We start from the raw sequence: 24266 nt of genomic DNA, 5'->3' as shown, positions 1-24266 counted from the left end.
AGTTGGCTTGTTGACTGTGCGTTTGGCGGCTACGATACGTGGGCCTCGCTAAGATAGCGACGCCCACGCAACGATCGGAGCGCGCGAGATGAGCGAGATGACGGAGACGGCAATTCACGCGAACAGCGCCAGGGCGCCGAAGTTCTGGCGCAGTGACGCGCTGCCGTTCATCGAGGCGCGTTCCATTGAAGACGGCCGTGAGGTTTGCTACGCGAAGCACTCGCACGAGACGTTCTCGATTGGCGCGGTCACCGGTGGGCGCAGCGTGTATGTGAATCGCCACGCGCGTGAGTGGATCGGCGCGGGGGCGGTCGTCATGATGAATCCGGACGACGTGCATGCGTGCAATCCGGTTGCCGACGAGCGCTGGTCGTACCGCATGCTGCATGTCGATGTGGCGTGGCTCACCAAGCTGCAACACGATCTGGGTTTCAGCGGGAACCAGGCGTTCCGCGCGTTCTCCCAAACCATGACACTGGATGAGGCGTTGTTCGACGGATTGAACCGGCTCTACACGATTCTCGTCGATCACGACGCCGACATGCTGCGCAAGGAAAGCGCGGCAATCACTTTCTTCTCCGAAGTGCAACATTCGCTGAATCCGGCGGCACCGCCGGATTACGACGCGAGCCGTCAGATCACGCGTGCGGCGGAGTTCATCGCTGAAAACTGCACGCGTTCGCTGAAACTGGAAGAAGTGTGCGAGGCGGCCGAGCTGTCCCCATCGCACCTGATTCGCGCTTTCAAACAGCGCTATGGCATGACCCCGCACGCTTACCTGATAAACCGGCGCATTCAGTACAGTCGCGCGCAACTCCGGCGCGGCCGTGTGATCGCGGATGTCGCACTCGACGCCGGGTTCGCCGATCAGGCGCATTTACAGCGCACCTTCAAGCGGCTGGTCGCGGCGACGCCGGGGCAATATCGCACTTGAATCGCGAGGCTGCGCGGCGCGTCAGGCGACCAGCAGATAGAGCGCGCTAGCGGCGAGCAGCGCCGCCATCGAGCGATTGAATAGCCTTATTCGCTGCGGTTCCTGCAGGTATTTCCGCAGGAACGTGCCGGCGTACGCCCAACTCGCAATCGACACATAGCAGATCACGAAGTACACCACGGTGAATTGCCAGACGAGCCTGCCGTCGCCGTCGGCCGCATACGCGCCCATGCCGGCCAGCGACGCGAGCCACGCTTTCGGGTTGAGCCACTGCATCGCCGCGCCGTAGGCGAAGGAGGGGCCGCGGGCGGGTTTGTCCGCGCCGAGCTTGCCGTCGTCGACGGCGAGTTTGTAGGCCATATAGAGCAGGAAGGCGACGCCCGTCCATTTGACGATGGTGATCAGATGGGGGAAATGGGCGAGCAGTTCGTGCAGCCCCAAGCCTATCAGTAGAAGCAGTACGGTGAAACCGACGGTCGCGCCGGTGACATGCCGCATGCTCGCGGCGAGTCCGTGCTGGGCGCCGGCGCTGAGCGCCACGACGTTCACCGGGCCGGGAGAAATGGAGCAGGCGAGCGCGAACGCGGCCATGGAGAGTAGTGCGGTCATCTGATGCCTCGATACGTAGGTGCGCGGGATTTGCGACGTCAACGGTATCGGGGCGGGGATGGGGTGTATTGAAGGAAATTGCTTTGGGGGCGCTAGCTCGAAGTCTGTCGCTCAGCCTGCCCAGATGAACAGCGCGTCGCACTGCCATCTCGCTGGGAGCGACTGTTGAATCGCACCACAGCCATTTCCCGATATGTGCGATAGTCAACCATGGGCGGAGCGCGAAGTCGGCTAATCTGCAGGACCTACGACTGATGCGCACCGTCAGGCGTACCAAATAGAAAACAAGCAATAACAACATACCGGGGGCTATCGTGAATTCTACGGAATCACCTGAACAGCCAATCACGTCGGCGCTCGTGTCCTCACGATCCGTCGGCCAAGAAAGTGCAGGCGAGCCGGGCGGACGATGGACCCGCCTTCTGTGTACGCTTTTTTTCTTTTCCGGCTTTCCCGCGCTCATTTATCAGCTCGTCTGGCAGCGCGCGCTGTTTCGCATTTTTGGTGTCAACATCGAGTCGGTGACGATTGTCGTCACGGCCTTCATGCTTGGCCTCGGGCTCGGCAGCCTGGCAGGGGGATGGCTGTCAAAGCGGCGGAATATTCCACTGCTGCTTCTGCTCGCCACAATCGAATTGTTGACCGGAAGCTTCGGCATCGTATCGCTCGGCGTCTTCGATAAAGTCGGGGTGCTCGCGTTGGGCATGCCACTTCCTGTGATCGGCATGGTGACTCTTGCCCTCGTGGCCGTGCCTACGCTACTGATGGGCGCGACTTTGCCGGTGCTGGTCGGTCATCTCGCCAACCGGTCCGGCAATGTGGGGAGTTCGGTCGGGCGTCTGTATTACGTCAACACGCTTGGGGCAGGTGCGGCCTGCCTGATCTCCACCGTGCTGCTGTTTCCGTTCCTCGGCATGCAATTGTCTGTCTACCTGGCCGTCTCGATGAACGTCATGGTGGCCTTGGGCGCGCTCGGTGCCTACTGGCGCAGCGATCGCGCTACGTCCTCGGTCGCGTTCGATCAGATGGCGTCCGTGGCGAAGACGGCGACGCTGCGCTTCGCGCCGGTCACTGCCCTGGCCTTCGCGGGCGGCTTCATTTCGCTGTCCTACGAGGTCTTCTTTGTTCGCACCCTGTCCTATGCGACGGGCGGTAGCGCCGCAGCTTTCTCAGTGACGCTGGGCGCGTTTCTCGTCGGCTTGGCTTCCGGCTCGCGCCAAGCAGGAGATTGGTGCGCGACGTCCGGCGATGACGCGCCGCGGCGGGTTGTCGGGAGCCTCTTGAAGGCTAACCTCGTCGGCTTGCTGTTTCTGCCTTTGCTTGCGCATCTTGCGTGGCTCGAGCGCGGATTGCTGGGCGTTGCATTGCTGATGGTGTATGTGTTCGCCCGTTACTGGGGGACCTTGCTGCCGTGCCTCGCCCATCTCGGCGTGACGCCCGACGACCGGGCAGGAATGCGCACCGCGCTGCTGTATCTCGCCAATATTGCGGGGTCTGCGGTCGGCAGCGTGCTCACCGGCTTCGTGCTGATGGACAGGCTCAGCCTGGTCCAGATCGCCACGGTGCTGGTCGGCACGGGGCTCACTTGCGGGCTGCTTCTTGCGGCCGCGTTGCCGGCCACGCGACGTGCGAAATGGCGGCAGGCGGGACTGGCTGTCGCCGTGGGCGCCCTCGTCGTGCCGTTGCTGCCTGCGGTGACGTCCGGCGTTCTCGAAGCGTTGCTTTGGAAAGGCTCGCCCGACGCCAAGGGACAGTTCACACATGTCATAGAGAACCGCAGCGGCATCATCACCGTCGACCGAACCGGAACGGTTTACGGGAACGGGATGTATGACGGCCGCTTCAACACCGACCTGATGAACGATACCAACGGCATCGTGCGGCCCTATGCGCTGAGCCTCTTTCATCGCCAGCCGCGCGACGTGCTGATGATCGGGCTCGCATCGGGCTCATGGGCGCAGGTCATTGCCAACAACCCGCAGGTCGCGTCGCTGACCATCGTCGAGATCAACCCTGGTTATCTGCAGCTGCTGGCTCAAACGCCCGAGGTGGCGTCGGTGCTGACCAATCCGAAAGTGCATATTGTTACCGACGATGGTCGTCGCTGGCTGCTTCTGAACGCGGGACGCCGGTTCGATGTGGTCGTTTCAAATACCACGTGGTACTTCAGGGCCAATGCGGCGAATCTGCTGTCGAGCGAATTTCTGGCCTTGGTCAAAGCCCATCTGAAGCCGGACGGCGTTTTCTTCTACAACACAACTGACTCCGAGCGGGTACAGCGCACCGCTTGCCTCGCGTTTCCCTACGGGGCGCGGTTTTCCAATCACATGGTCGTGTCGCTTTCGCCGTTGAACTGGGATTTCGAAAACTGGCACCGCACGCTGGATGCCTATCGGATCGACGGCCGGCCGGTGCTCAGTTCCGAGAGTCGCCAAATGTTGGACGATCGCGGCGGTTGGGAGCTGCTGAAGGCTAAGTTCACCGCAACCGACGCGTCGAGCCACGAGCAGTGGGTCGAGCCATGCTCGCGAATTCTCGCGCGCACGGCGGGCAGGGCGCCGGTCACCGACGACAACATGGGAAGCGAGTGGCGCCACGATCTTGGGCTGGAGTGAGCGCCGCTGCGGAGATTTCGGATTGGCGGACGTAAAGGACGTAAACGAAAAAGGGCTACAAGCAATCGCTTGTAACCCTTTGAATTCTTTGGTGGGGCGTGAGTGACTCGAACACTCGACCTACGGATTAAGAGTCCGCTGCTCTACCAACTGAGCTAACGCCCCAACAGAAGCGAAATTATGCAGTAACTTTTTGAGCTTGCCAAGCCCCTTTAGCAGATTTCTTATAAAAATCTGCATCCCCCGACTCGAGGCATCCCTCGGCTGGCGCGCTATCGTGAAAAAGCCGCTGCATGCATCGTCCCGGTATCATGTCGCGATATCTTGCCGCACGCGGTGTCATGCGGCTTTCGACCGGGGATTGCCATGAGTGACCAAGAGATTATTGAACTGCTCGACCGCATCCTCGCGCCGTGGGTGCGCGCGCTCACGCTTACGCCGGTCAAGGTCGACGAAGAAAGTGCCACGCTGCGCCTGCCGTTTTCCGGCGGCCTGCGCCATTCCGGCGGCGTGATCTGCGGGCAGGTCTTCATGGCGGCCGCCGACACGGCCATGATCGTCGCCATTTCCGCCGCGCTCGGCGGCTTCAAACCGATGAGCACGGTGTCGCTCAACATCAATTTCATGCGCACGGTGCGCAACGGCGACGTGCTGATTACCGCGCGCGTGCTGCGCATGGGCCGCAACCTGGTGTTCGGCGAAGTCGAGCTATTCGACGAGTCCGGCAATATGGCCGTCCATGCCACCACCACCTACGCGCTGCTCGACTAGAACGGGCCGGAATGCCGCATTAGAGGGAAATGCCAAGATGTTCGATCAGGTCGTTTTCGCCGGCGGCGGCAATCGCTGCTGGTGGCAGGCGGGTTTCTGGGACGTGGTTCAGCCGGAGTTGCATATCCGTCCGCGTGTCATCGCCGGCATTTCGGCCGGCGCCGCCACCGCGTGCATGCTCTACACACGCGATTCCGACTGGGTCATGCGCTATTACGAAGACGCGCTGCGGCACAACACGCGTAACGCCTACTGGGGCAACCTGTTGCGCGGCGAGTCAGTGTTTCCGCATTACCGCATCTACCGGCAAGCGCTGCTCGACATCTACGGCGAAAAGTTTTCGACGCTCGCCAATGCGCCGGAAATCCGCATCGGCGTATCGCATCTGCCGCGCTGGCTTGGCGCGCGCAGCGCGGTCGCCGCGGGCCTGATCGCATACAACATCGAAAAATATGTGCGCAAGACGTTGCATCCGACGCTCGGTCAGACGCTCGGTTTTCATCCGGAATTCGTGCGCGCGCAGGACTGTGCGAGTGTCGAGGATCTCGCGGATCTGATCCTGCAATCGTCGAGTACGCCGCCGTTCACCCCGGTGCTGCGGCGCAACGGCCGGCCGGTGCTGGACGGCGGCATGGTCGACAACGTGCCGGTCGGCGCGCTCGACGCCGACGCGCCGGGCAACGTGCTGGTCATGGTCACGCGTCTCTACCCGCGTCCACAGATGTTCGTCGTGCCGCACGGTGTGCAGCAACGGCTCTACGTCCAGCCGTCGCGCAAGGTGCCGATTTCGAGCTGGGACTACACGAGCCCCTCGCAGATGGTGCACGCGTACAACCTCGGCCGCGCTGACGGCGAGGTTTTCCTCGAGCGCATGCCCGATCTGCTGGAAGCCGGCGCGCACGAAGCGCGTTGAGACATCCGCCGAGGTGAACGCGGGCGCGGCGCAGACGCGCCCGCCAGCGAAAATCCGCGGCGCGCGAAGACGCGCCGCTAGCCGCAGTCCGGCGTTTAACGCCGGCGGCCGCCCTGCAGGGCCTCCGGATTCGCCACGCTGGCCGTGTCGCCCTTGTCGAAAGCCAGAATATTCCTGAACGCCGCGCTGAAATACAGCTCGTAGCTCTCGCGTTCCACATAGCCGATGTGCGGCGTGCAGATCACGTTTTCCATGCGCAGCAGGCTGTAGCCCTGCAAAATCGGCTCGCTTTCATACACGTCGATCGCGACCATCCCCGGACGGTTATGCGACAGCGCATTCACCAGCGCGTTTTCGTCGAGCAACTCGGCCCGGCTCGTGTTCACGAGCAGCGCGGTCGGCTTCATCCGCATCAGGTCTTCCTGCTTCACGATGCCGCGCGTGTCGTCATGCAGGCGCAGATGCAACGACAGCACATCGCTCTGCTCGAACAGCGCCTCGCGGCGCTCGGCCACAGCATGGCCGTCGGCGAGCGCGGCTTCGCGCGAATGCTCGCGGCCCCAGATCAGCACATTCATGCCGAACGCCTTGCCGTAGCCAGCAACCAGCCGGCCGATCTTGCCGTAACCCCAGATCCCCAGTGTCTGACCACGCAGCACTTGACCCAAACCAAAGTTCGGCGGCAACGCCGACGTCTTCAAACCGGACTGCTGCCAGGCCCCTTGCTTAAGGTTTGCTACGTATTGCGGAATACGCCGTTGGGCCGCCATGATAAGAGCCCACGTCAATTCGGCCGGTGCGATCGGCGAGCCGCTGCCTTCCAGCACGGCAATGCCGCGCTCGGTACAGGCCGCCAGATCGATGTGGCTCGATACCTTGCCGGTTTGGCTGATCATGCGCAAACGCGGCAACTTGTCGAGTAGTTGGGAGCTGATGCGTGTGCGTTCGCGAATGAGGACGAGCGCGTCGACTTCGGAAAGGCGACTTGCGAGTTGGCCAAGACCGCGAACGGTGTTGTTGAAAACTTTGACTTCATGGTCGGCCAGCAATTGAAAGCAGTCGAGCTTACGAACGGCGTCCTGGTAATCGTCGAGGATGGCAATCTTCATGGTATGTGTCTTGCGGCGCACCTTAGAGGTGCGGAACGGAGTGTTATGCTGACTGTCCCACCATGTGACTTAGGTCACATGCCGGTCTGGCTGAATGCCTTACCGTAGAAGCTGCCGCCGAAGAACGGCAGCGCCACGGCAAGGCCGATTGACATCGTTTTTAACAGTTTGTTGCGTGTTGATGCAAGTCGCTTTACAGACGGTTGCAGAAGCCCCGTCCGTAGGCCTCTCCGCCCAACAGGCTGTGTAGCCCGGAATGACCTGCACTATGGCGCGTCGGGGTTGCGGGCACCCTGGCGTGAAGCATGGAACGCCTCTCGCATGCAGTGTTTTACCGGGCTTGTACCGTTTTTCTATTGCTTCAGAACGGAGACAAGTCGATGAATCATCCCTCATTCGAAGGGCAGCCCACTATCGAGGCGCCCACGTGGGTCAAGCACCCCAAACTGATCGACTGGGTCCAGCGCGTTGCCGCTATGACCAAGCCGGACAGAATCGTCTGGTGCGACGGTTCGCAGGAGGAATACGACAGGCTGTGCGCGCAGATGGTCGAAGCGGGCACCCTCAGGAAACTCAATCCGGCTAAGCGTCCCAATTCTTATCTGGCCTGGTCTGATCCATCCGACGTGGCGCGCGTCGAAGATCGCACCTTCATCTGCTCGCAGCGCCGCGAAGACGCGGGTCCCACCAACAACTGGATCGCGCCCGCTGAAATGCGCTCCACGCTCAATGGTCTGTTCGAAGGCGCCATGCGCGGCCGGACCATGTACGTGGTGCCGTTCTCGATGGGCCCGCTCGGCTCGCCGATCGCGCACATCGGCGTGGAATTGAGCGATAGCCCCTACGTGGTGACCAACATGCGCATCATGACGCGCATGGGCCGCAAGGTGTACGACGTGCTGGGTGAAGACGGCGAATTCGTACCCTGCGTCCACACGGTGGGCGCGCCACTCGCGGCTGGCGCGAAAGACGTGCCCTGGCCGTGCAACGACACCAAATACATCGTCCATTTCCCCGAATCGCGCGAAATCTGGAGCTATGGCTCGGGCTACGGCGGCAATGCGCTGCTCGGCAAGAAGTGCTTTGCGCTGCGCATTGCGTCGACCATGGGCCGCGACGAAGGCTGGCTCGCCGAGCACATGCTGGTTCTCGGCGTGACTTCGCCGGAAGGGCGCAAGCACCATGTCGCGGCGGCGTTTCCGTCGGCGTGCGGCAAGACCAACTTCGCGATGCTGATTCCGCCGGCAGGCCTGAACGGCTGGAAAATCTCCACGATCGGCGACGATATTGCCTGGATCAAACCAGGTAAGGACGGCCGCCTGTACGCGATCAATCCGGAAGCCGGCTACTTCGGCGTCGCGCCGGGCACCAGCGAAAAGACCAACTTCAACGCCATGGCGACGTTGAAAGAGAATGTGATCTTCACGAACGTCGCGCTGACCGACGACGGCGACGTCTGGTGGGAAGGCATGACCGACGAAGCGCCCGCGCACCTGATCGACTGGCAAGGCAAAGACTGGACGCCGGCCAGCGCAAAGGAAACCGGCCAAAAGGCGGCGCATCCCAACGCGCGCTTCACGGCGCCGGCCTCGCAATGTCCGTCCATCGACGCCGACTGGGAAAACCCGGCGGGCGTTCCGATCGACGCGTTCATCTTCGGCGGCCGCCGCTCCACCACCGTGCCGCTCGTCACCGAAGCGCGCAACTGGGTCGAAGGCGTCTACATGGCGGCGACCATGGGCTCCGAAACGACCGCCGCCGCAGCCGGGCAGCAGGGCGTGGTGCGTCGCGACCCGTTCGCGATGCTGCCGTTCTGCGGCTACAACATGAGCGATTACTTCGGTCACTGGCTCAAAATGGGCGAGCGTCTGGAAGCGCTGAACGCGAAGCTGCCGAAAATCTTCTGCGTCAACTGGTTCCGCAAGGGGGCGGACGGCAAGTTCGTCTGGCCGGGCTTCGGCGAGAACATGCGCGTGCTGAGCTGGATGGTCGGGCGGGTCGAAGGTGCGGCTCAAGGTGAGGAACATGCGTTTGGCGTGTCGCCGCACTACGAGGACATCGATTGGAACGGCCTGAACTTCAGCCGCGAGCAGTTCGAGCAGGTGATTTCCGTCGACGACGCAGCCTGGCGCGACGAGCTGGAACTGCATGCCAAGCTGTTTGACACGTTGCAACAAGGCCTGCCGCCAGCGTTGACGCAAGCAAAGCGCACGCTAGAGCGCAAGCTCGCAGCATAGGCATGTGAGTATTCACTTCGTCTAAAAAGCCGCCCTCGGGCGGCTTTTTATTTGGGGATCGCCTCTTTGCGGCGATCTTTTCTGATTCCGCAACACCGGCACCACCGTTGCATCTGTTCGAACAATAACGGTGGTTCAACGTGCAGTGCAGCAGATTGTTTCGTATCAAAGAATAATCACTGATTGTTCCCCACATTGAAGGGAGCATTGACACAAATATCGACAATATTTCCGCTTTCGTGGGCAACTTCTGCACGATTTCGCGAGTCGTAGGAGAATTCCAAGTTCGCTTCACTGGTTTTCACTAATTGTCAGGAAGCAGTAACACGGCCGGAGTTGTCTTATGGATCATTTGCAGTCGATGCGAGTTTTCGTCAAAGTGGCGGATCTCGGCAGTTTTGCCCGCGCTGCGAGCGCGATGGATATTTCCAACGCAGTTGCCACCCGTCACGTTGCCGATCTCGAGGGCCGTCTTGGTACCCGGCTGCTCAATCGCACAACTCGCAGTTTGTCGCTGACGGAATCGGGTCAGGTCTATCTCGAGCGTGCGCGCCAGATTCTCGACGAACTGGAAGACGTCGAGCAGATGGTAGTCGCGCGTAATCACGAACCGGTCGGGACCTTGCGAATCGTCGCGCCCGTCGTGTTCGGCTTGCACAATCTGGCGCCGGTGCTTCAGACGTACGCGGAGCGCTATCCGAAAGTCATCCCCGACGTCACGCTGGTCGACCGCCAGGTCGATCTGGTCGAAGAAGGTTTCGACGTGGGTGTAGTGATTGCGCGGCAGATGCGCAGCGCAAGCATCGTCACGCGGCGTCTCACCACCGGCTGTATGACGGTGTGCGCCACGCCCGCCTATCTGGAGAAGCATGGCACGCCCACGCGGCCGGAGCATCTGCTCGAACATCCGTGCCTGAGCCTGCCGTCCGAGTACTGGGGCGACGAGCGCGTTTTCACGGGGCCTGAAGGTGAGGTGCGGGTGCGTCCGGCGAACGTGATCGTGGCGAACAACACGGAAATGCTGCGTCAGTTTGCATTGCTGGGCATGGGCATCGCGATTTTGCCGAGCTACCTGATTGGCCGCGACATGACCCGTGGCCGGCTGGTGCGTTTGCTGGGCGATTACCGGTTGCCGCAGGTCGAGATCAACATTGCTTACCCGAGCCGCCGCCACTTGCCGGCGAAGGTGCGGACGTTCATCGACCATCTGGTCGAGCATTTCAGTCAGACGCCGAATGGCCTGTTGGGCGAACAGTGGATCAAGGAGGACGGTCTCGGCCGGCCCGCCGCGATGCCCGCCGTCAATTCCGCGGATCCCATGCCGCCGGAAGCTTTCGACGGCGCTGAGCCGCTCTCGCACCTGCTGGATAGCGAGTTGTCGCCGATGCCGAAGACCTTGGCAAAGACGACGCCTCGTTCGCGGCCAACGGCTTTGTCGCCGCTATAAGGGATGAGCCGGTAAGGCTGGCTGTGCCGCAATAGGCGCAGCCTGGCGAACAAACAAAAAGGCGCGGTCACACTATGTGACCGCGCCTTTTTTCATGGCAAGTCGGATTGACGCCGGCCGGGGGCGAACGCCCGTCCGGCCGCCGGTTCAACGCCGGCGCAAATTACGAGCCCGTTTTGCGCGCTACCGCTTTTTTGGCGGGCGCCTTCTTCGCTGCGGCGGTCTTGGTTGCAGGCGCTTTTTTCGCCGCCGCCTTCTTGGCGGCTGGCGCTGCTTTCACCGCTACTTCGGCATCTTCCTCATCAGCTTCCGGCACTGCCTTGGCGGCCGATTTGGCTGCCGCGGTCTTTGCCGCCGTTTTCGCCGACGGTTCTTTCTTCTCGAATTCAAAGCCGATCTTGCCGTCGCTCTGCTTGACGAGGAATGCCTTGAAGTTACGGCCGGTACGCGACGACTTGAAGTTTGTCAGCAGATCCGTGCGGCCCTCTTCGAGCAGCTTCGCCATCTGTTCGCGGGCAATTTCCTGCTGCAGGATCACCTTGCCGGAGCGGAAGTCGCAAGTCTTCGGATTGGCGACGGAGTTCTCGCAGACGTAGCTCATGCCATGCTCGAACACGCGGCCCTTGCACTTCGGGCATGCGCCCACCGGCTGCTGATCGGAGAAATCAGGCGGTTCACCGTCTTCACCACCCGCATCCTGGCCGAAGTCGAATTCGAGCTTGTAATTCTTGATCTCGTCGTCGAGCGAAAGCTTCAGGATTGCCGAGAACGGACGGCCCATCTTGCTGCGGAAACCCGACAGCGGTCCGATGGTCTTGTTCTGCAGCAACTCCTCGACTTCCTCGATCTCGAATTGCCGGCCGCCCGGAATTTTCGATATCGAGAACTCGCATTTCGAGCAGGCAAAGCGCCGGTAGTTTTCCTTCACCTGTCCGCCGCAATTCGGACACGGCGTCTGCAACGTCGCGTAATCACCCGGGATCGTGTCGGAATCGTACTCTTTCGCGCGCTTGACGATGGTCTGCGTCATGCGCGCGATTTCCTGCATGAACGCGTCGCGAGGCAAGTTGCCGCGTTCCATTTGCGAGAGCTTGTACTCCCACTCGCCGGTCAATTCTGGGGCAGTCAGCTCCTTCACGCCGAGACCGCGCAGCAGCGTCATGAGCTGGAACGCCTTGGCGGTCGGAATCAGATCGCGGCCCTCGCGGATCAGATACTTCTCACCCAGCAAACCTTCGATGATGGCGGCGCGCGTGGCCGGCGTGCCCAGACCCTTGGCAGCCATGGCTTCACGCAGTTCGTCGTCTTCTACGAGCTTGCCGGCGCCTTCCATGGCCGACAGCAAGGTCGCTTCGTTGTAGCGTGCCGGCGGCTTCGTGACCAGTTGCTGCGCGGCGATCTTGTCGGTCTTGACCTTCTCGTCCTTCTGCACCGGCACGAGATTCGCGTCTTCGCCGCTGATTTCCCGGCCATAAACCTGCAACCAGCCCGGTTCCACCAGCACCTTGCCTTCGGTCTTGAAGTGATGGCCGACCACTTCCGTGATCCGCGTCGTCACCCGGTATTCGGCGGCCGGGAAAAACACCGACAGGAACCGCTTCACGACGAGGTCGTAGAGCTTCTGTTCCGGTTCGGACAGATTCTTGGGCGCTTGCAGCGTCGGGATAATAGCGAAGTGGTCGCTGATCTTCGAGTTATCGAAGATGCGCTTGTTCGGCTTCACCCAGCCCTTGTCGAGCACCTGCTTGGCAAACGGCAGGTAGTTGTTGCTCTCCTTGAGCATGCCGAGCGTCTGCTTGACCGTCTCCAGGTAGTCTTCCGGCAGCGCGCGCGCGTCGGTACGGGGATAGGTCAGCACCTTGTGCTTTTCGTACAGCGCCTGAGCGAGGCCCAGTGTGTTCTTCGCCGAGAAGCCGAAGCGGCCGTTGGCCTCGCGCTGCAGGCTGGTGAGGTCGAACAGCGCCGGCGACAGTTGCGTGGACGGCTTCGATTCTTCCGTCACCGTGCCGATCTGGCCGCGGCAGGCGGCGACGATCGTTTCAGCGGCAGGCAGCGCCCACAAACGCGAATCGCGTTTTTCCGGGTCGAACTCGTCGCGCTTGAATTTCGGATCGAACCAGCGGCCTTCGTAGAAGCCCGCCGCGCAGACAAACTCCGCTTTCACTTCCCAGTAGTCGCGCGGCACGAAGCGGCGGATCTTCTCCTCGCGTTCGACCACGATCGACAGCGTGGGCGTTTGCACTCGCCCGACCGTGGTCAGGAAGAAGCCGCCACCCTTGCTATTGAACGCGGTCATGGCGCGCGTGCCGTTGATGCCGACCAGCCAGTCCGCTTCCGAGCGGCAGCGTGCCGCATCGGCGAGCGGCTGCATCTCTTCGTCGCTGCGCAGACGCGCGAAACCGTCACGGATCGCGCCCGCCGTCATGGACTGCAGCCACAGGCGCTGCACCGGCTGCTTGGCTTTCGCGTGCTGCGCGATCAGGCGGAAAATCAGTTCGCCCTCGCGCCCCGCGTCACAGGCGTTGATCAGACGATCGACGTCTTTGCGCTTGAGCAGCTTGGTCAGCACCTTCAGGCGCGACTCGCTCTTGGCGATCGGATTGAGATCGAAGTGCGGCGGAATGACCGGCAGATTGGCGAAGCTCCACTTGCCGCGCTTGACTTCATACTCGTCGGGCGCGGCGATTTCCAGCAGATGGCCGACTGCCGAGGAAAGGACGTAATCGTCGCTTTCGTAGTATTCGTCATGCTTGGTAAAACCGCCCAAAGCGCGCGCGATGTCGTTCGCGACGGAAGGCTTTTCGGCGATGATCAGTGCTTTGGACATGACTCGATGTGAGGTTGGTAGATCCGGGTTGATGGCCTTGAGTGCGCGCAATTAGCGCACGACCCTCGTTTGCGACCTTTGCGACCCATTAACGACCGCTTTATAGCACACGGCGCGAAACCGGCGTGTCAAGTGCCATAAAAGCGCGCCATCATAATTGTGTGCTCATGCATCGAGCAAGCTGCGGCAAACACGCGGTGCGCCCCGCCCACACGGCCCGCGCTGCGGGGCATGCGGGCCGGCCGCCATCATCAGACGACCGACAGCGCGGGGCGCAATTTGGGCGCGCCGGTGAGGCCGGGCAAAGCCGTCGAGTCAGACAACATCCGTTCCACGATTGCCGCCTGCGGTAGAACGGTGCCGAAAAACCGGGTCGTCACCGAATCTTCGATCAGGACGGTCGGAAAATTCTCCACGTCCAGATCGTCGAAGCGGTCTGCATGGGTTTCGATATCGATCCACGCAAAACAGATTTCTGGGTGCCGGTCGGCCAGTTTGTCAAAGGCGTCCCGATACTCGCGACAGGTTCCGCACCATTGCGCGCACAAGCAGGCAACGAAGAGCGTTTCGGGTTCGTTGACGCGCTCGGCGATCCGGTCTTGGTCGGTGTCGAGGTTCAGCGCGGGCATGGTGGTTCCTTACGTACTTTGTCAGATGCGTTGGCGCGAATGTAGCATGGCCAATCCCGAATGGTGGTCAACCCTGATCGGTGCGGGGTCAGCCGTGGCTTGCCCGCACGAAGCGGCCACCGGGCAGCACGGTCACCTGGCCGGCGAGTTCGAGTTGCAGCAAGGTGGCTTGCAGGGCGGCGTCTTCCATCTCGGTGCGACTGGCGAGAATTTCAAGCGTGGTGGGTGCATGTCCGAGGGCCGTGAGGAGACGCCGCGCCTCGGAATTCGCCTCGGAAGTCGCTTCGGAACTGGCGGACGGCTGGCAGGGCAGCGCCGAAGGGCGTGCCGCTGCCCGTCGTGCGAACCCCAGTTCCTCCAGCACGTCATCTGGCGTTTCCACCAGCTTTGCCCCTTGCTTGATGATCCGGTGACAACCACGCGACAGCGGCGCATGAATCGATCCGGGCAACGCGAAGATGTCGCGTCCCATTTCGTTGGCAAGCCGCGCCGTGATTAGCGACCCGGAGCGCATGGCCGCTTCGACGATCACCACGCCGCTGACGAGCCCGGCGATCAGCCGGTTGCGCTGCGGGAAGTTGGCGGCGCGCGCGGGGGTGCCGAGCGGCCATTCGGACACGATGGCGCCCTGCACCGCGATTTGCCGCGCCAGCGCGTGATGTGCCGCCGGATACACCAGATCCGCGCCCGTGCCGATCACGGCGACCGTGCTGCCGCTGCCGGCGAGGCCACCTCGATGCGCGGCGCCGTCGATGCCGAGCGCCAGCCCCGACACGACAGTCACGCCGGCCACCGACAACTCGCGCGCGAACCGCTCCGCGTCTTCGACTCCCTGGGGCGTCGCGCTGCGGCTGCCCACGAGCGCGACCGCTCTGCCATGCAACAGATCCAGCCGCCCTTTTATATATAGCAGCGGTGGTGGATCGGGCATGGTCAGCAGCGCCGGCGGATAGGCCGGATCGTCGAGTGTGACGACCTGGTTGCCGGGCTGCTCGCGCCACGCGATTACCGCGTCGAGCTGGGCGGCGAACCCGGGACCTGCCGGCGCGAGCGCAGCGCGCGCCGCGGCGTCGCCGGCGATTGCGGCAAGCGCGTCCGGCGATTGCTCGAGTATTGCCTCCGGCAGTCCAAAAGCGCTCAGCAGCAGGCGCAAGGCGGCGGGTTTCAGCCCTGGCGCCAGCGAGAGCCGCAGCCACGCGGCGAGTTCAATATCAGTTGCAGGCAAGGTGTGCATTGCAGGTCGATCCTCGTACAGGGCCAGCGGGCAGGCAGGCGCCATGCTAAAATTTTCATCATCCGAAAAACTGCAGCGCCGCGCCCACCCGCGCGGGCCCGTCGTTTGGCGCACATGGCGCGTTGAATCGAACCGGTTCGACACCAACTATCGTGTGCGCAATGCGGCGCGCCCACAACCTGGCCGAAAGGCCAACGCGAGCGTTCCCACGGTCAGCGGCGCCCGAAAATCACACTCAAGATCATGGCTTTACTGAATATCCTCAATTACCCGGACAAGCGGCTGCACAAGATTGCCAAGCCGGTCGAAGTGGTCAACGACCGCATCCGCCGCCTCGTCAAGGACATGGCGGAAACCATGTACGCCGCGCCTGGCGTCGGTCTGGCCGCGACCCAGGTGGACGTGCACGAGCGCGTGGTCGTGATCGACGTGTCGGACGCGCACGACGAGCTGCTCGCCTTCATCAATCCGGAAATCATCTGGTCGAGCAACGAAAGAAAGCTGTCGGAAGAGGGCTGTCTCTCGGTGCCGGGCATTTACGACAATGTCGAGCGAGCCGAAAAAGTGCGCGTGCGGGCGCTGAACGAGAAGGGCGAAACCTTCGAAATGGATTGCGAAGGTCTGCTCGCGGTGTGCATCCAGCACGAAATGGATCACCTGATGGGCCGCGTGTTCGTCGAGTACCTGTCGTCGCTGAAGCAGACGCGCATCAAGAGCAAGATGAAGAAGCTCGCCCACGCGATGTAATGCGCGTCCACCCCGCTTTCCGCACCCGTTCATGAGTCATTCGTTGCGCGTCATCTTTGCCGGTACGCCGGAGTTCGCCGCGGCCGCCCTGGCCGAGATCCACCGTGCCGGTTTTCCGGTGCCGCTCGTGCTGACCCAGCCGGACCGGCCCGCTGGCCGCGGGATGAAATTGCAGGCGAGCCCCGTCAAGCGCTACGCGCAGGAGCATGGGCTGGCCGTTGCCCAGCCGGCTTCGCTGCGCCGTGCCGGAAAATATCCGGCCGAAGCCGCCGCCGCGATCGATCAACTGCGTGCCACGCCGCACGACGTGATGGTGGTGGCCGCCTACGGCCTGATCCTGCCGCAGGAAGTACTCGATATTCCGCCGCGCGGCTGCATCAACATTCATGCTTCGTTGCTGCCGCGCTGGCGCGGCGCCGCGCCGATTCATCGCGCGATCGAAGCGGGCGACGCCGAAACCGGCATCACGCTGATGCAGATGGACGTGGGTCTCGATACCGGCGCGATGATCTCCGAAACGCGCACCGCGATTTCCGCTGACGACACCACGGCCACGTTGCACGACCGTCTCGCGCAAGACGGCGCGAGGCTGATTGTCGACGCGCTGATCGAGCTTGAGCGTAGCGGCAAGCTCGCGTCAACGCCGCAACCGGCGGACGGCGTGACTTACGCGGAAAAAATCGGCAAGCACGAAGCCGCGCTCGACTGGCGCCGCCCGGCGGCCGAGCTCGCGCGCCAGGTGCGCGCATTCGACCCCTTCCCCGGCGGAGTAGGCACGCTTGACGACGGCACGTCGATCAAAATCTGGGCCGCCGCTCCCATCGGCGCGCAACGCGACCGTGCCCCCGGCACGATTGCCGACGTCTCGCCCGAAGGCGTAGTCGTGGCCTGTGGAGAAGGCGTATTGCGTCTCACGCAACTGCAGAAACCCGGCGGCAAGCGCTTGCCAGTGCGCGAATTCCTGGCCGGCTCGACGCTGGCCGCCGGGCAGCGTTTTCAACTTCCCGAAGCGAAATAACAGTCAGGCGCACGCTTGAACATTGTCCGTTCGGCCGATGTTCAAGACACCGCTTGCCGGGTCTGCCGCGCGTTAGAATTCTCCATGCAGCACTCCAGATTTCGAGGATTTTCATGTTCGGCATCACCCATTTCGAGTTTTTCGTCGCCGCGGTCTTTCTTCTGAATGTCACGCCGGGTCCCGATACTGCCTATATCGTGGGGCGCAGCGTCGCTCAAGGCCGTGGCGCGGGTCTGATGTCGGCGCTTGGCATCTCCGCGGGTTGCTGCGTTCACTCGCTCGCCTGCGCGTTTGGCTTGACCGCGCTGTTAGCTGCGTCGGCCACGGCATTCACGGTCATTAAGTTCGTCGGCGCGATTTATCTGATCTACCTTGGCGTGCGCCTGGTGTTCGCCAAGCCCGCAGCCGATCAGGCAGCCGGAGACACGCGTGCGGCCGGTGCGCCCAAGTCGCTGCGGCAGCTGTTCCTGCAAGGCTTCTGGACCAATGTTCTGAACCCGAAGGTGGTGCTGTTCTTCGTGTCCTTCTTCCCGCAGTTCGTGACGACCGGCAACGACCACAAGGCGCTCGCATTCCTGGTGCTCGGCGCGGTGTTCGTCGCCATGAGCACGCTGTGGAACAGTTTCGTCGCGTGGATCGCGGGCAGTGTGACGCAGCGCTTCTCCGGCCAGCCGGCGGTGAAGAAGTGGCTGGATCGCGGCGTGGGCAGCGCTTTTGTCGGCTTGGGCATCAAGCTCGCCACCGCATCAAGATGATTGAATTTTCCTCACGCGCCCATATCTAACATTCCGCTTACAATCGAGCGCCGCAATCATGCGGTGCAGATATGAAACCCGCGTCAGGGCAAGGAGTTGCAGACATGTTCAATTGGGTCAAAACCGCGATGTTGATGGCCGCGATCACGGCCCTTTTCATCGTGATCGGCGGGATGATCGGCGGGTCGCGTGGCATGACGATCGCGCTCGTGCTCGCCCTCGGCATGAATTTCTTTTCGTACTGGTTCTCGGACAAGATGGTCCTGCGCATGTACAACGCGCAGGAAGTCGACGAAAACAGTGCGCCGCAGTTTTACCGCATGGTGCGCGAACTTGCCACGCGCGCGAACCTGCCCATGCCGCGCGTCTACCTGATCAACGAAGACGCGCCGAACGCGTTCGCCACGGGCCGCAATCCGGAACACGCTGCGGTCGCTGCGACCACGGGCATTCTGCGCGTGCTCTCCGAGCGGGAAATGCGCGGAGTCATGGCGCACGAACTGGCTCACGTGAAGCATCGCGACATTCTGATTTCGACCGTGTCGGCCACGATGGCCGGCGCCATTTCCGCGCTCGCGAACTTCGCGATGTTCTTCGGCAGCCGCGACGAAAACGGCCGTCCAACGAATCCGATCGCGGGCATCGCGGTTGCGCTGCTGGCGCCGATTGCCGGCGCGCTGATCCAGATGGCTATTTCGCGCGCGCGCGAGTTCGAAGCCGACCGTGGCGGCGCACAGATTTCCGGCGACCCGCAAGCGCTGGCTTCGGCGCTCGACAAGATTCATCGTTACGCGAGCGGTATTCCGTTCCCGGCCGCTGAGCAGCATCCGGCCACCGCGCAAATGATGATCATGAATCCGCTGTCAGGCGGCGGCATCGCAAACCTGTTCTCCACGCACCCGGCCACTGAGGAGCGCATTGCGCGTTTGATGGAGATGGCGCGCACGGGGCGCTTCGAATAACGCCGCGCGGCGCTTACGCGGTGTGATGAAAGGCGAGTCCGCGGGCTCGCCTTTTTTGTTCGGTATGTGTTTTGCTGACCACCGCGAGATTGCCACTGCCGCAGCCGCAGGCGCGCCGCGGAGGTCCGTGGGCCGCGCCACGCTACAATGTGCTGATTGCGCCGCGCGCACCGCGCGGCCTGCTTTAGCCTTCTTCATGACAACAAAGTCTTCTTCGCGTTCTGCTTCGTCATCGGCGCGCGTGCGCGAATCCCGCTTGTCGACGCTGCACCTCGCGCCCGAATCGCTCGGTTTCGCGCTCGATTGCGCGGGCCAGGCCGTCGGCGCCGTGCGCTCCGGCGCGGCCCTGCCGGCGGCGCTGCAGTCCGTCTTCGTGTCTGCACCTGAGGGCAGCGCGGCTGCCGCGCGCGGCGCGGTCCAGGATATCGCCTACCGCACGATGCGGCGTCTTGCGACCGCCGAATGGCTGATCGCGAAGCTGGTGAAAAAGACCCCGCCGCCGCACGTTGCTCATCTGCTCGCGTGCGCGCTGGCTCTCCTCGTCGACGACGAAGCGAATGCCGCATACGCGCCGTTCACGGTAGTCGATCAGGCTGTGAGCGCGATCGGCGCGCGCCGTGAATTCGCGTTTGCCAAGGGGCTGGTCAACGCCGTGCTGCGCAGTTTCCTGCGCGAGCGCGAGGCGCTGCTGAACGCTGCGCAAGCCGACGAAGTGGCGCGCTGGAATTACCCGCAGTGGTGGATCGAGGCGGTGAAAACTGCGTGGCCCGAGGCATGGCAATCGGTGCTCGCCAGCGGCAACACGCAAGGCCCGTTGACGCTGCGCGTGAACGCCCGTCATTCGACGGTCGACGCCTACCTGCAAGTGCTGCAGAACCATCACATTTCCGCAAGCAAAGCCGGCGACTATGCGGTCAGACTTGACACGCCGATGCCGGTCGACCGTATCCCAGGCTTCAATGAAGGCGTCGTCTCGGTGCAGGACGCCGGCGCGCAACTCGCCGCGCAACTGCTCGGCGTGCGCGACGGCATGCGCGTGCTCGACGCGTGCGCGGCGCCTGGCGGCAAGACCGGACATCTGCTCGAACTTGCCAATATCCAGCTCGTGGCGCTGGAAAGCGATGCGGCGCGCGCGCGCCGCATCGGTGAAAACCTGCAGCGGCTCAAGCTCGAAGCGGAAGTGCGGATCGGCGACGCGGGCACGCCCGCGAAGTGGCACGACGACATCGACCAGCCATTCGACCGCATACTGGCCGACGTGCCGTGCTCGGCCTCGGGCATCGTGCGGCGTCATCCGGACATTCGCTGGCTGCGGCGCGCCTCCGACATTCCCGCGCTGGTCGCCGAGCAGCGCCGGATTCTCGACGCCTTGTGGCCGCTCGTGAAGCCTGGCGGCGAGTTGCTCTACGTTACGTGCTCGATCTTTCCTGAAGAAGGCGAGTTGCAGGCGCAGTGGTTTGAAAACAAGCATCAGGATGCGGTACGATTGGACGCGCCGGGGCAACTTTTACCTTCAGTGGCTCGCGCGCCCGCCGACATATCGGCCGGTTCCCATGCCGGACAATCCGCTGAAGACAGCGCCGGCGCGAACTCAGACCACGACGGATTTTTCTACGCGCGCTTTCAGAAACGGTGACCATCAAACGCTTCTTCCCGCTTCGGCTCGCTGCCGTGCTCTGGATCGCGCTGGCCGTATGGCTGGCGGCGCCGGGCGTGGCGCTCGCCGATTCGATCGCGGTGCAGCGTGCGTCGCTGCAAGCCGACAACACCGGCTGGAACCTCGATGCACGGTTTGACTTCGACCTGAACAACAATCTCGAAGACGCCGTCAACAAAGGCATTCCGCTTTACTTCACGACCGACTTCGAGCTGAGCCGGCCGCGTTGGTACTGGTTCGACGAGCAGCCGGTGAACGTGTCGCAAAGCGTCCGCCTGTCGTTTCAGCCGCTCACGCGTGAATACCGCGTGTCGGGCGTGTCGTCCGGTGGTTTGCAGCTCGGCTTCAGCACGCTCAAGGATGCGCTCGCGGTGATCAAGCACATTACGTCGTGGCATGTGATCGATCGCAACGACGTGCATGCCGGCGAGACCTACACCGCGTCGGTGCGCATGCAACTCGACATCGCGTTGATGCCCAAGCCGTTCCAGATCGACGCGGTGAACAACCGCGACTGGAATCTCGCATCCGAATGGAAGCGCTTTACCTTCACGGTGACCGAACGTGCTAAATAAAGTGCGCTCCGCCACCAGCGTCAGCAGCATCGTCGTGCGCGTGCTGGTGTCCACGGTCGCGGTCACGGCCGTGTTGCTGCTCGTGCTGCTCGCCGCCGCCAGCGCGAATACCGAATTCTTCGACCGCTATTACCAGTGGCTCTACGCCGCGAACCTCGTGGTCGCGATGATCTTCCTGCTGGTGGTGGCGACGCTCGTCATCATCATCATCGCGCGGCTGAAAAAGGGGAAGTTCGGCACGCGGCTGCTGGCGAAACTCGCGTTCTTCATGGCGCTGGTCGGCGTGGTGCCGGGCGGAATCATTTACGTCGTCTCTTATCAGTTCGTGTCGCGCAGTATTGAATCGTGGTTCGACGTGAACGTTGAAACGGCGCTCACCTCCGGCCTGAATCTCGGACGCGGCATGCTCGACGCTTCGCTGTCCGACCTGCAGACCAAGGGGCGATTGATGTCGGAGCAACTGGCGAGCGCGGATGCCGCCGGCACCACGCTCACACTGCTGCGTCTGCGCGATCAGTTCGGCGTGCAGGATGCGACGATCGTCGAACCTACGCGCAGCATGTCGGGCGCGACACCCGACATGCACGTCGTTGCGCAGGCCTCCGGCAACTACGCGACGCTCGTGCCGAACGACTTGCCCACGCCGCTGATGATCGATCAGGCGCGCGGCCGTGGCTATGCGGCGATCGAAGGCGAAGTGGACGGCGATCCTCACGCACAGGGCGGCAAGGGCGTGCTGCGGCTGCGCGTGGTGCAGCGCATTCCCGATTCGAACGCCGCGCTGCTGCAGCCCACCGAGCGCTTCCTGCAACTCACGCAGCCGGTCTCGCCCACGCTCGCTCGCAATGCGGACGCGGTGCAGCGCGCCTACCGCGAATACCAGGAGAAGGCGCTTGGCCGCACGGGTCTGCGCAAGATGTACATCGGCACGCTGACGCTTGCGCTGTTCCTGGCCACCTTCATTGCGATGATGCTGGCGCTGGCGCTCGGCAATCAGCTTGCGCGGCCGTTGTTCCTGCTCGCGCAGGGCACGAAGGAAGTGACCGAAGGCGACTACACGCCGAAGCGGGAAATCAAGTCGCGTGATGAACTGGGCTTCCTCACCCAGTCGTTCAATGCGATGACGCGGCAGTTGTCCGAAGCGCGTGCCGCGGTCGAAAACAACCGCATCGCGCTGGAGCATTCGAAGTCGTATCTGGAAAGCATTCTCGCGAACCTGACCGCGGGCGTGTTCGTGTTCGACCGGCAGTTCAGGCTCACCACCGCCAATCGCGGTGCCGAGCGGATTTTCCGCCAGCCGTTTCAGACGGTGCTCGGTTCGGCGCTCGATCAGATCAGCGTGTTGAGCGAATTCGGCGGCATGGTCCGCAAGGCGTTTGCCGATCGCGAAGCCGCCAGCGGCGACGGTCACGACGATCGCGGCCATTGGCAGCAGCAGTTCTCGATTCAGGTGCCGGGCGAAACCGAGCCGCTCACCTTGCTCGTGCGCGGCGCGCGCCTCGTCTCCGCCGCAGAGCGCGACGCGGAAGACTTGCAGACGTCCGGCTATGTGGTGGTGTTCGACGATATTTCGGACGTGATCTCCGCGCAGCGTTCGATCGCCTGGGGCGAAGTCGCGCGGCGGCTCGCGCATGAAATCAAGAATCCGCTCACGCCGATCCAGCTTTCCGCCGAGCGTCTGCAAATGAAGCTTGCCGAAAAGCTGTCACCGTCGGACGCGGATGTGTTGAAGCGCGGCGCGACCACGATCGTGAATCAGGTCGCGGCAATGAAGCAGATGGTCGACAATTTCCGCGACTATGCGCGCACGCCGCCGGCGGTGCTTGCTCATCTGCAACTGAATGATCTGGTCAGCGAAGTATTGACGCTGTACGGTATCGAAGAAGGCAAGGGTGCGATCCAGGTAGAGCTGGCGGCGTTGCCCGCCATTCGCGGCGACGCGACGCAATTGCGCCAGGTGATTCACAACCTGCTGCAGAACGCGCAGGACGCGGTTGCCGAAGTCGAGCACCCCCATGTGTTGCTCGAGACGAGGACAGTAGAATACGGAGACCCCGACGCGGAAGGCAAGGTTCACGTCGCGGTGCGGCTGACCGTGTCGGATAATGGACCGGGCTTTCCCGCGCGTATCCTCACACGTGCATTCGAACCTTACGTGACGACCAAGGCCAAAGGCACGGGTTTGGGTCTGGCGATGGTCAAGAAGATCGTCGACGAACACGGCGCGCGCATCGACATTCGCAATCGCATGAAGGCTGGCGATGTGATCGAGGGCGCGCAAATTTCGATCCTCTTCCTTCAGCTCGCGGACGATACCGCGGCGCCTGAGGCAGGGTCGCGTCCGGCGCACGGCGGTGCGTCGCACGGAAACACAAAAGCAACAGTGCAGACAAGGGCAGCGTAAATGGCAACCATCCTGGTGGTAGATGATGAAATGGGCATCCGGGAATTGCTCTCGGAGATCCTGAGCGACGAAGGGCATGTCGTGGAGGCCGCGGAAAACGCGCAGGAAGCGCGCGAGTTCCGCTTGCGCCAGGCGTCCGACCTGGTGTTGCTCGACATCTGGATGCCCGACACCGACGGTGTGACCTTGCTCAAGGAATGGGCCGCGCAGGGGCAGCTCACCATGCCGGTAATCATGATGTCCGGCCACGCTACGATCGATACGGCGGTTGAGGCCACCAAGATCGGTGCGCTCAATTTCCTCGAGAAGCCGATTGCGCTGCAGAAGCTGCTGAAGGCGGTCGAGCAGGGGCTGGCGCGCGGCAATGCGGCGGGCGCGCCGGGCGGCGCGGCGGCCAAGCCGGTGTTGCCGGTCAGCGCGGCGGCGGTGGCTTCGGCGGCGGCGTTGCCGATGCTCTCGGCCGACGGTATGGGCAGTGGCGCGCTGGCCGCGCAGACGGCATCGATCTCGTTCGACATCCCGTTGCGCGACGCACGCGATGCGTTCGAGCGCGCTTACTTCGAATATCACCTCGCACGCGAGAACGGCAGCATGACGCGGGTGGCGGAGAAGACGGGGTTGGAGCGCACGCACCTGTATCGCAAGCTCAAACAACTCGGTGTCGATCTCGGCAAGAACAAAGGCGAGTAAGTCACGTCAAGTCAGCCAGTTCAAGTCAATAAGTCAGACGGGTAAGCAATGCAGGTGAACAGGCCGTGATCCGCGAGAATTTCGGCTTCACAGATTTTTTCGAGAGGGGGCTTGCCCTGCTGCTGACCCTTTG

General features: G+C 62.7%; 19 protein-coding genes and 1 tRNA gene. 14 read left to right on the top strand and 6 right to left on the bottom strand.

The annotated features are described in order from the left end of the window. Positions 1 to 88: 88 nt before the first annotated feature. Positions 89 to 934, top strand: a complete 846-nt coding sequence (locus A6V37_RS08935) for a helix-turn-helix transcriptional regulator (protein WP_064266904.1) — start codon at positions 89 to 91, stop codon at positions 932 to 934. 21 nt (positions 935 to 955) lie between these two features. On the opposite strand, the gene A6V37_RS08930 is transcribed toward A6V37_RS08935, so the two are convergent. Continuing rightward, positions 956 to 1543: a LysE family translocator gene (locus A6V37_RS08930; protein WP_064266903.1), complete on the bottom strand. Its 588-nt coding sequence runs from the start codon at positions 1541 to 1543 to the stop codon at positions 956 to 958. Between the two features lie 314 nt (positions 1544 to 1857). Here A6V37_RS08930 and A6V37_RS08925 point away from each other — a divergent pair, with 314 nt between their 5' ends. Further along, entirely contained in the window at positions 1858 to 4158 is a 2301-nt protein-coding gene (locus A6V37_RS08925) for a spermine/spermidine synthase domain-containing protein (RefSeq protein ID WP_100249363.1), read from the top strand. Positions 4159 to 4247: 89 nt separating this feature from the next. Here A6V37_RS08925 and A6V37_RS08920 read toward each other — a convergent pair. Then, positions 4248 to 4323 (bottom strand) — tRNA-Lys (locus tag A6V37_RS08920). Positions 4324 to 4524: 201 nt separating this feature from the next. Here A6V37_RS08920 and A6V37_RS08915 point away from each other — a divergent pair. Together A6V37_RS08915 and A6V37_RS08910 are read left to right on the top strand one after the other, a co-directional pair. Next, a complete protein-coding gene (locus A6V37_RS08915) occupies positions 4525 to 4929 on the top strand; it encodes a PaaI family thioesterase (protein WP_064266901.1) in 405 nt (134 codons plus the stop codon). Positions 4930 to 4966: 37 nt separating this feature from the next. After that, positions 4967 to 5842 (top strand): patatin-like phospholipase family protein, encoded by an 876-nt coding sequence (locus tag A6V37_RS08910; protein ID WP_064266900.1) that lies wholly within the window; start codon positions 4967 to 4969, stop codon positions 5840 to 5842. A 95-nt stretch (positions 5843 to 5937) separates the two neighbouring features. Here the strand turns inward: A6V37_RS08910 and A6V37_RS08905 are convergent, their stop codons facing one another. Continuing rightward, positions 5938 to 6951 carry a D-2-hydroxyacid dehydrogenase family protein gene (locus A6V37_RS08905; protein ID WP_064285927.1) on the bottom strand — a complete coding sequence of 338 codons (1014 nt, stop codon included), beginning with the start codon at positions 6949 to 6951 and terminating at the stop codon, positions 5938 to 5940. A 380-nt stretch (positions 6952 to 7331) separates the two neighbouring features. Here A6V37_RS08905 and A6V37_RS08900 point away from each other — a divergent pair, with 380 nt between their 5' ends. Both A6V37_RS08900 and A6V37_RS08895 read left to right on the top strand, forming a co-directional pair. Continuing rightward, positions 7332 to 9188, top strand: a complete 1857-nt coding sequence (locus A6V37_RS08900; RefSeq protein ID WP_064266898.1) for a phosphoenolpyruvate carboxykinase (GTP) — start codon at positions 7332 to 7334, stop codon at positions 9186 to 9188. Positions 9189 to 9531: 343 nt separating this feature from the next. Further along, positions 9532 to 10635 (top strand): LysR family transcriptional regulator, encoded by a 1104-nt coding sequence (locus tag A6V37_RS08895; protein WP_064266897.1) that lies wholly within the window; start codon positions 9532 to 9534, stop codon positions 10633 to 10635. A gap of 163 nt (positions 10636 to 10798) precedes the next feature. On the opposite strand, the gene A6V37_RS08890 is transcribed toward A6V37_RS08895, so the two are convergent. The 3 genes from A6V37_RS08890 to dprA form a co-directional block, all read right to left on the bottom strand. Continuing rightward, positions 10799 to 13462: a DNA topoisomerase III gene (locus A6V37_RS08890; RefSeq protein ID WP_064266896.1), complete on the bottom strand. Its 2664-nt coding sequence runs from the start codon at positions 13460 to 13462 to the stop codon at positions 10799 to 10801. Positions 13463 to 13713: 251 nt separating this feature from the next. Next, positions 13714 to 14091, bottom strand: coding sequence for a thioredoxin family protein (locus A6V37_RS08885; RefSeq protein ID WP_064266895.1), 378 nt, complete (start codon positions 14089 to 14091; stop codon positions 13714 to 13716). A gap of 88 nt (positions 14092 to 14179) precedes the next feature. Further along, the gene (dprA, locus tag A6V37_RS08880; protein WP_064266894.1) at positions 14180 to 15325 is read right to left on the bottom strand and encodes a DNA-processing protein DprA; all 1146 of its coding nucleotides are present in this window, start codon (positions 15323 to 15325) and stop codon (positions 14180 to 14182) included. Between the two features lie 243 nt (positions 15326 to 15568). On the opposite strand from dprA, the gene def reads away from it, so the two are divergent. The 8 genes from def (at position 15569) to esaR (ending at position 24133) form a co-directional block, all read left to right on the top strand. Further along, positions 15569 to 16072, top strand: a complete 504-nt coding sequence (gene def / locus A6V37_RS08875) for a peptide deformylase (protein ID WP_064266893.1) — start codon at positions 15569 to 15571, stop codon at positions 16070 to 16072. Positions 16073 to 16103: 31 nt separating this feature from the next. Then, on the top strand, positions 16104 to 17090 hold the full coding sequence (gene fmt, locus A6V37_RS08870) for a methionyl-tRNA formyltransferase (protein WP_064285926.1): 987 nt from the start codon (positions 16104 to 16106) through the stop codon (positions 17088 to 17090). A gap of 113 nt (positions 17091 to 17203) precedes the next feature. Next, positions 17204 to 17845 (top strand): LysE family translocator, encoded by a 642-nt coding sequence (locus tag A6V37_RS08865; RefSeq protein WP_064285925.1) that lies wholly within the window; start codon positions 17204 to 17206, stop codon positions 17843 to 17845. Between the two features lie 104 nt (positions 17846 to 17949). Further along, positions 17950 to 18807 carry a zinc metalloprotease HtpX gene (gene htpX, locus A6V37_RS08860; protein ID WP_064266890.1) on the top strand — a complete coding sequence of 286 codons (858 nt, stop codon included), beginning with the start codon at positions 17950 to 17952 and terminating at the stop codon, positions 18805 to 18807. A 196-nt stretch (positions 18808 to 19003) separates the two neighbouring features. Next, complete coding sequence (gene rsmB, locus A6V37_RS08855) at positions 19004 to 20443, top strand: 16S rRNA (cytosine(967)-C(5))-methyltransferase RsmB (protein WP_064266889.1); 1440 nt, start codon at positions 19004 to 19006, stop codon at positions 20441 to 20443. Then, the gene (locus A6V37_RS08850; RefSeq protein WP_064266888.1) at positions 20440 to 21039 is read left to right on the top strand and encodes a DUF4390 domain-containing protein; all 600 of its coding nucleotides are present in this window, start codon (positions 20440 to 20442) and stop codon (positions 21037 to 21039) included. The genes rsmB and A6V37_RS08850 overlap by 4 nt, the downstream gene beginning before the upstream one ends. Next, positions 21029 to 23443, top strand: coding sequence for a sensor histidine kinase (locus A6V37_RS08845; RefSeq protein WP_064285924.1), 2415 nt, complete (start codon positions 21029 to 21031; stop codon positions 23441 to 23443). Before A6V37_RS08850 ends, A6V37_RS08845 begins: the two co-directional genes overlap by 11 nt. Then, positions 23444 to 24133, top strand: coding sequence for a response regulator transcription factor EsaR (esaR, locus tag A6V37_RS08840; protein WP_064285923.1), 690 nt, complete (start codon positions 23444 to 23446; stop codon positions 24131 to 24133). It abuts the gene before it with no gap. Positions 24134 to 24266 lie beyond the last annotated feature (133 nt).

Source organism: Paraburkholderia ginsengiterrae (assembly GCF_001645125.1).
Taxonomy (GTDB): domain Bacteria; phylum Pseudomonadota; class Gammaproteobacteria; order Burkholderiales; family Burkholderiaceae; genus Paraburkholderia; species Paraburkholderia ginsengiterrae.
This window is presented reverse-complemented; position numbering and strand designations above follow the sequence as displayed.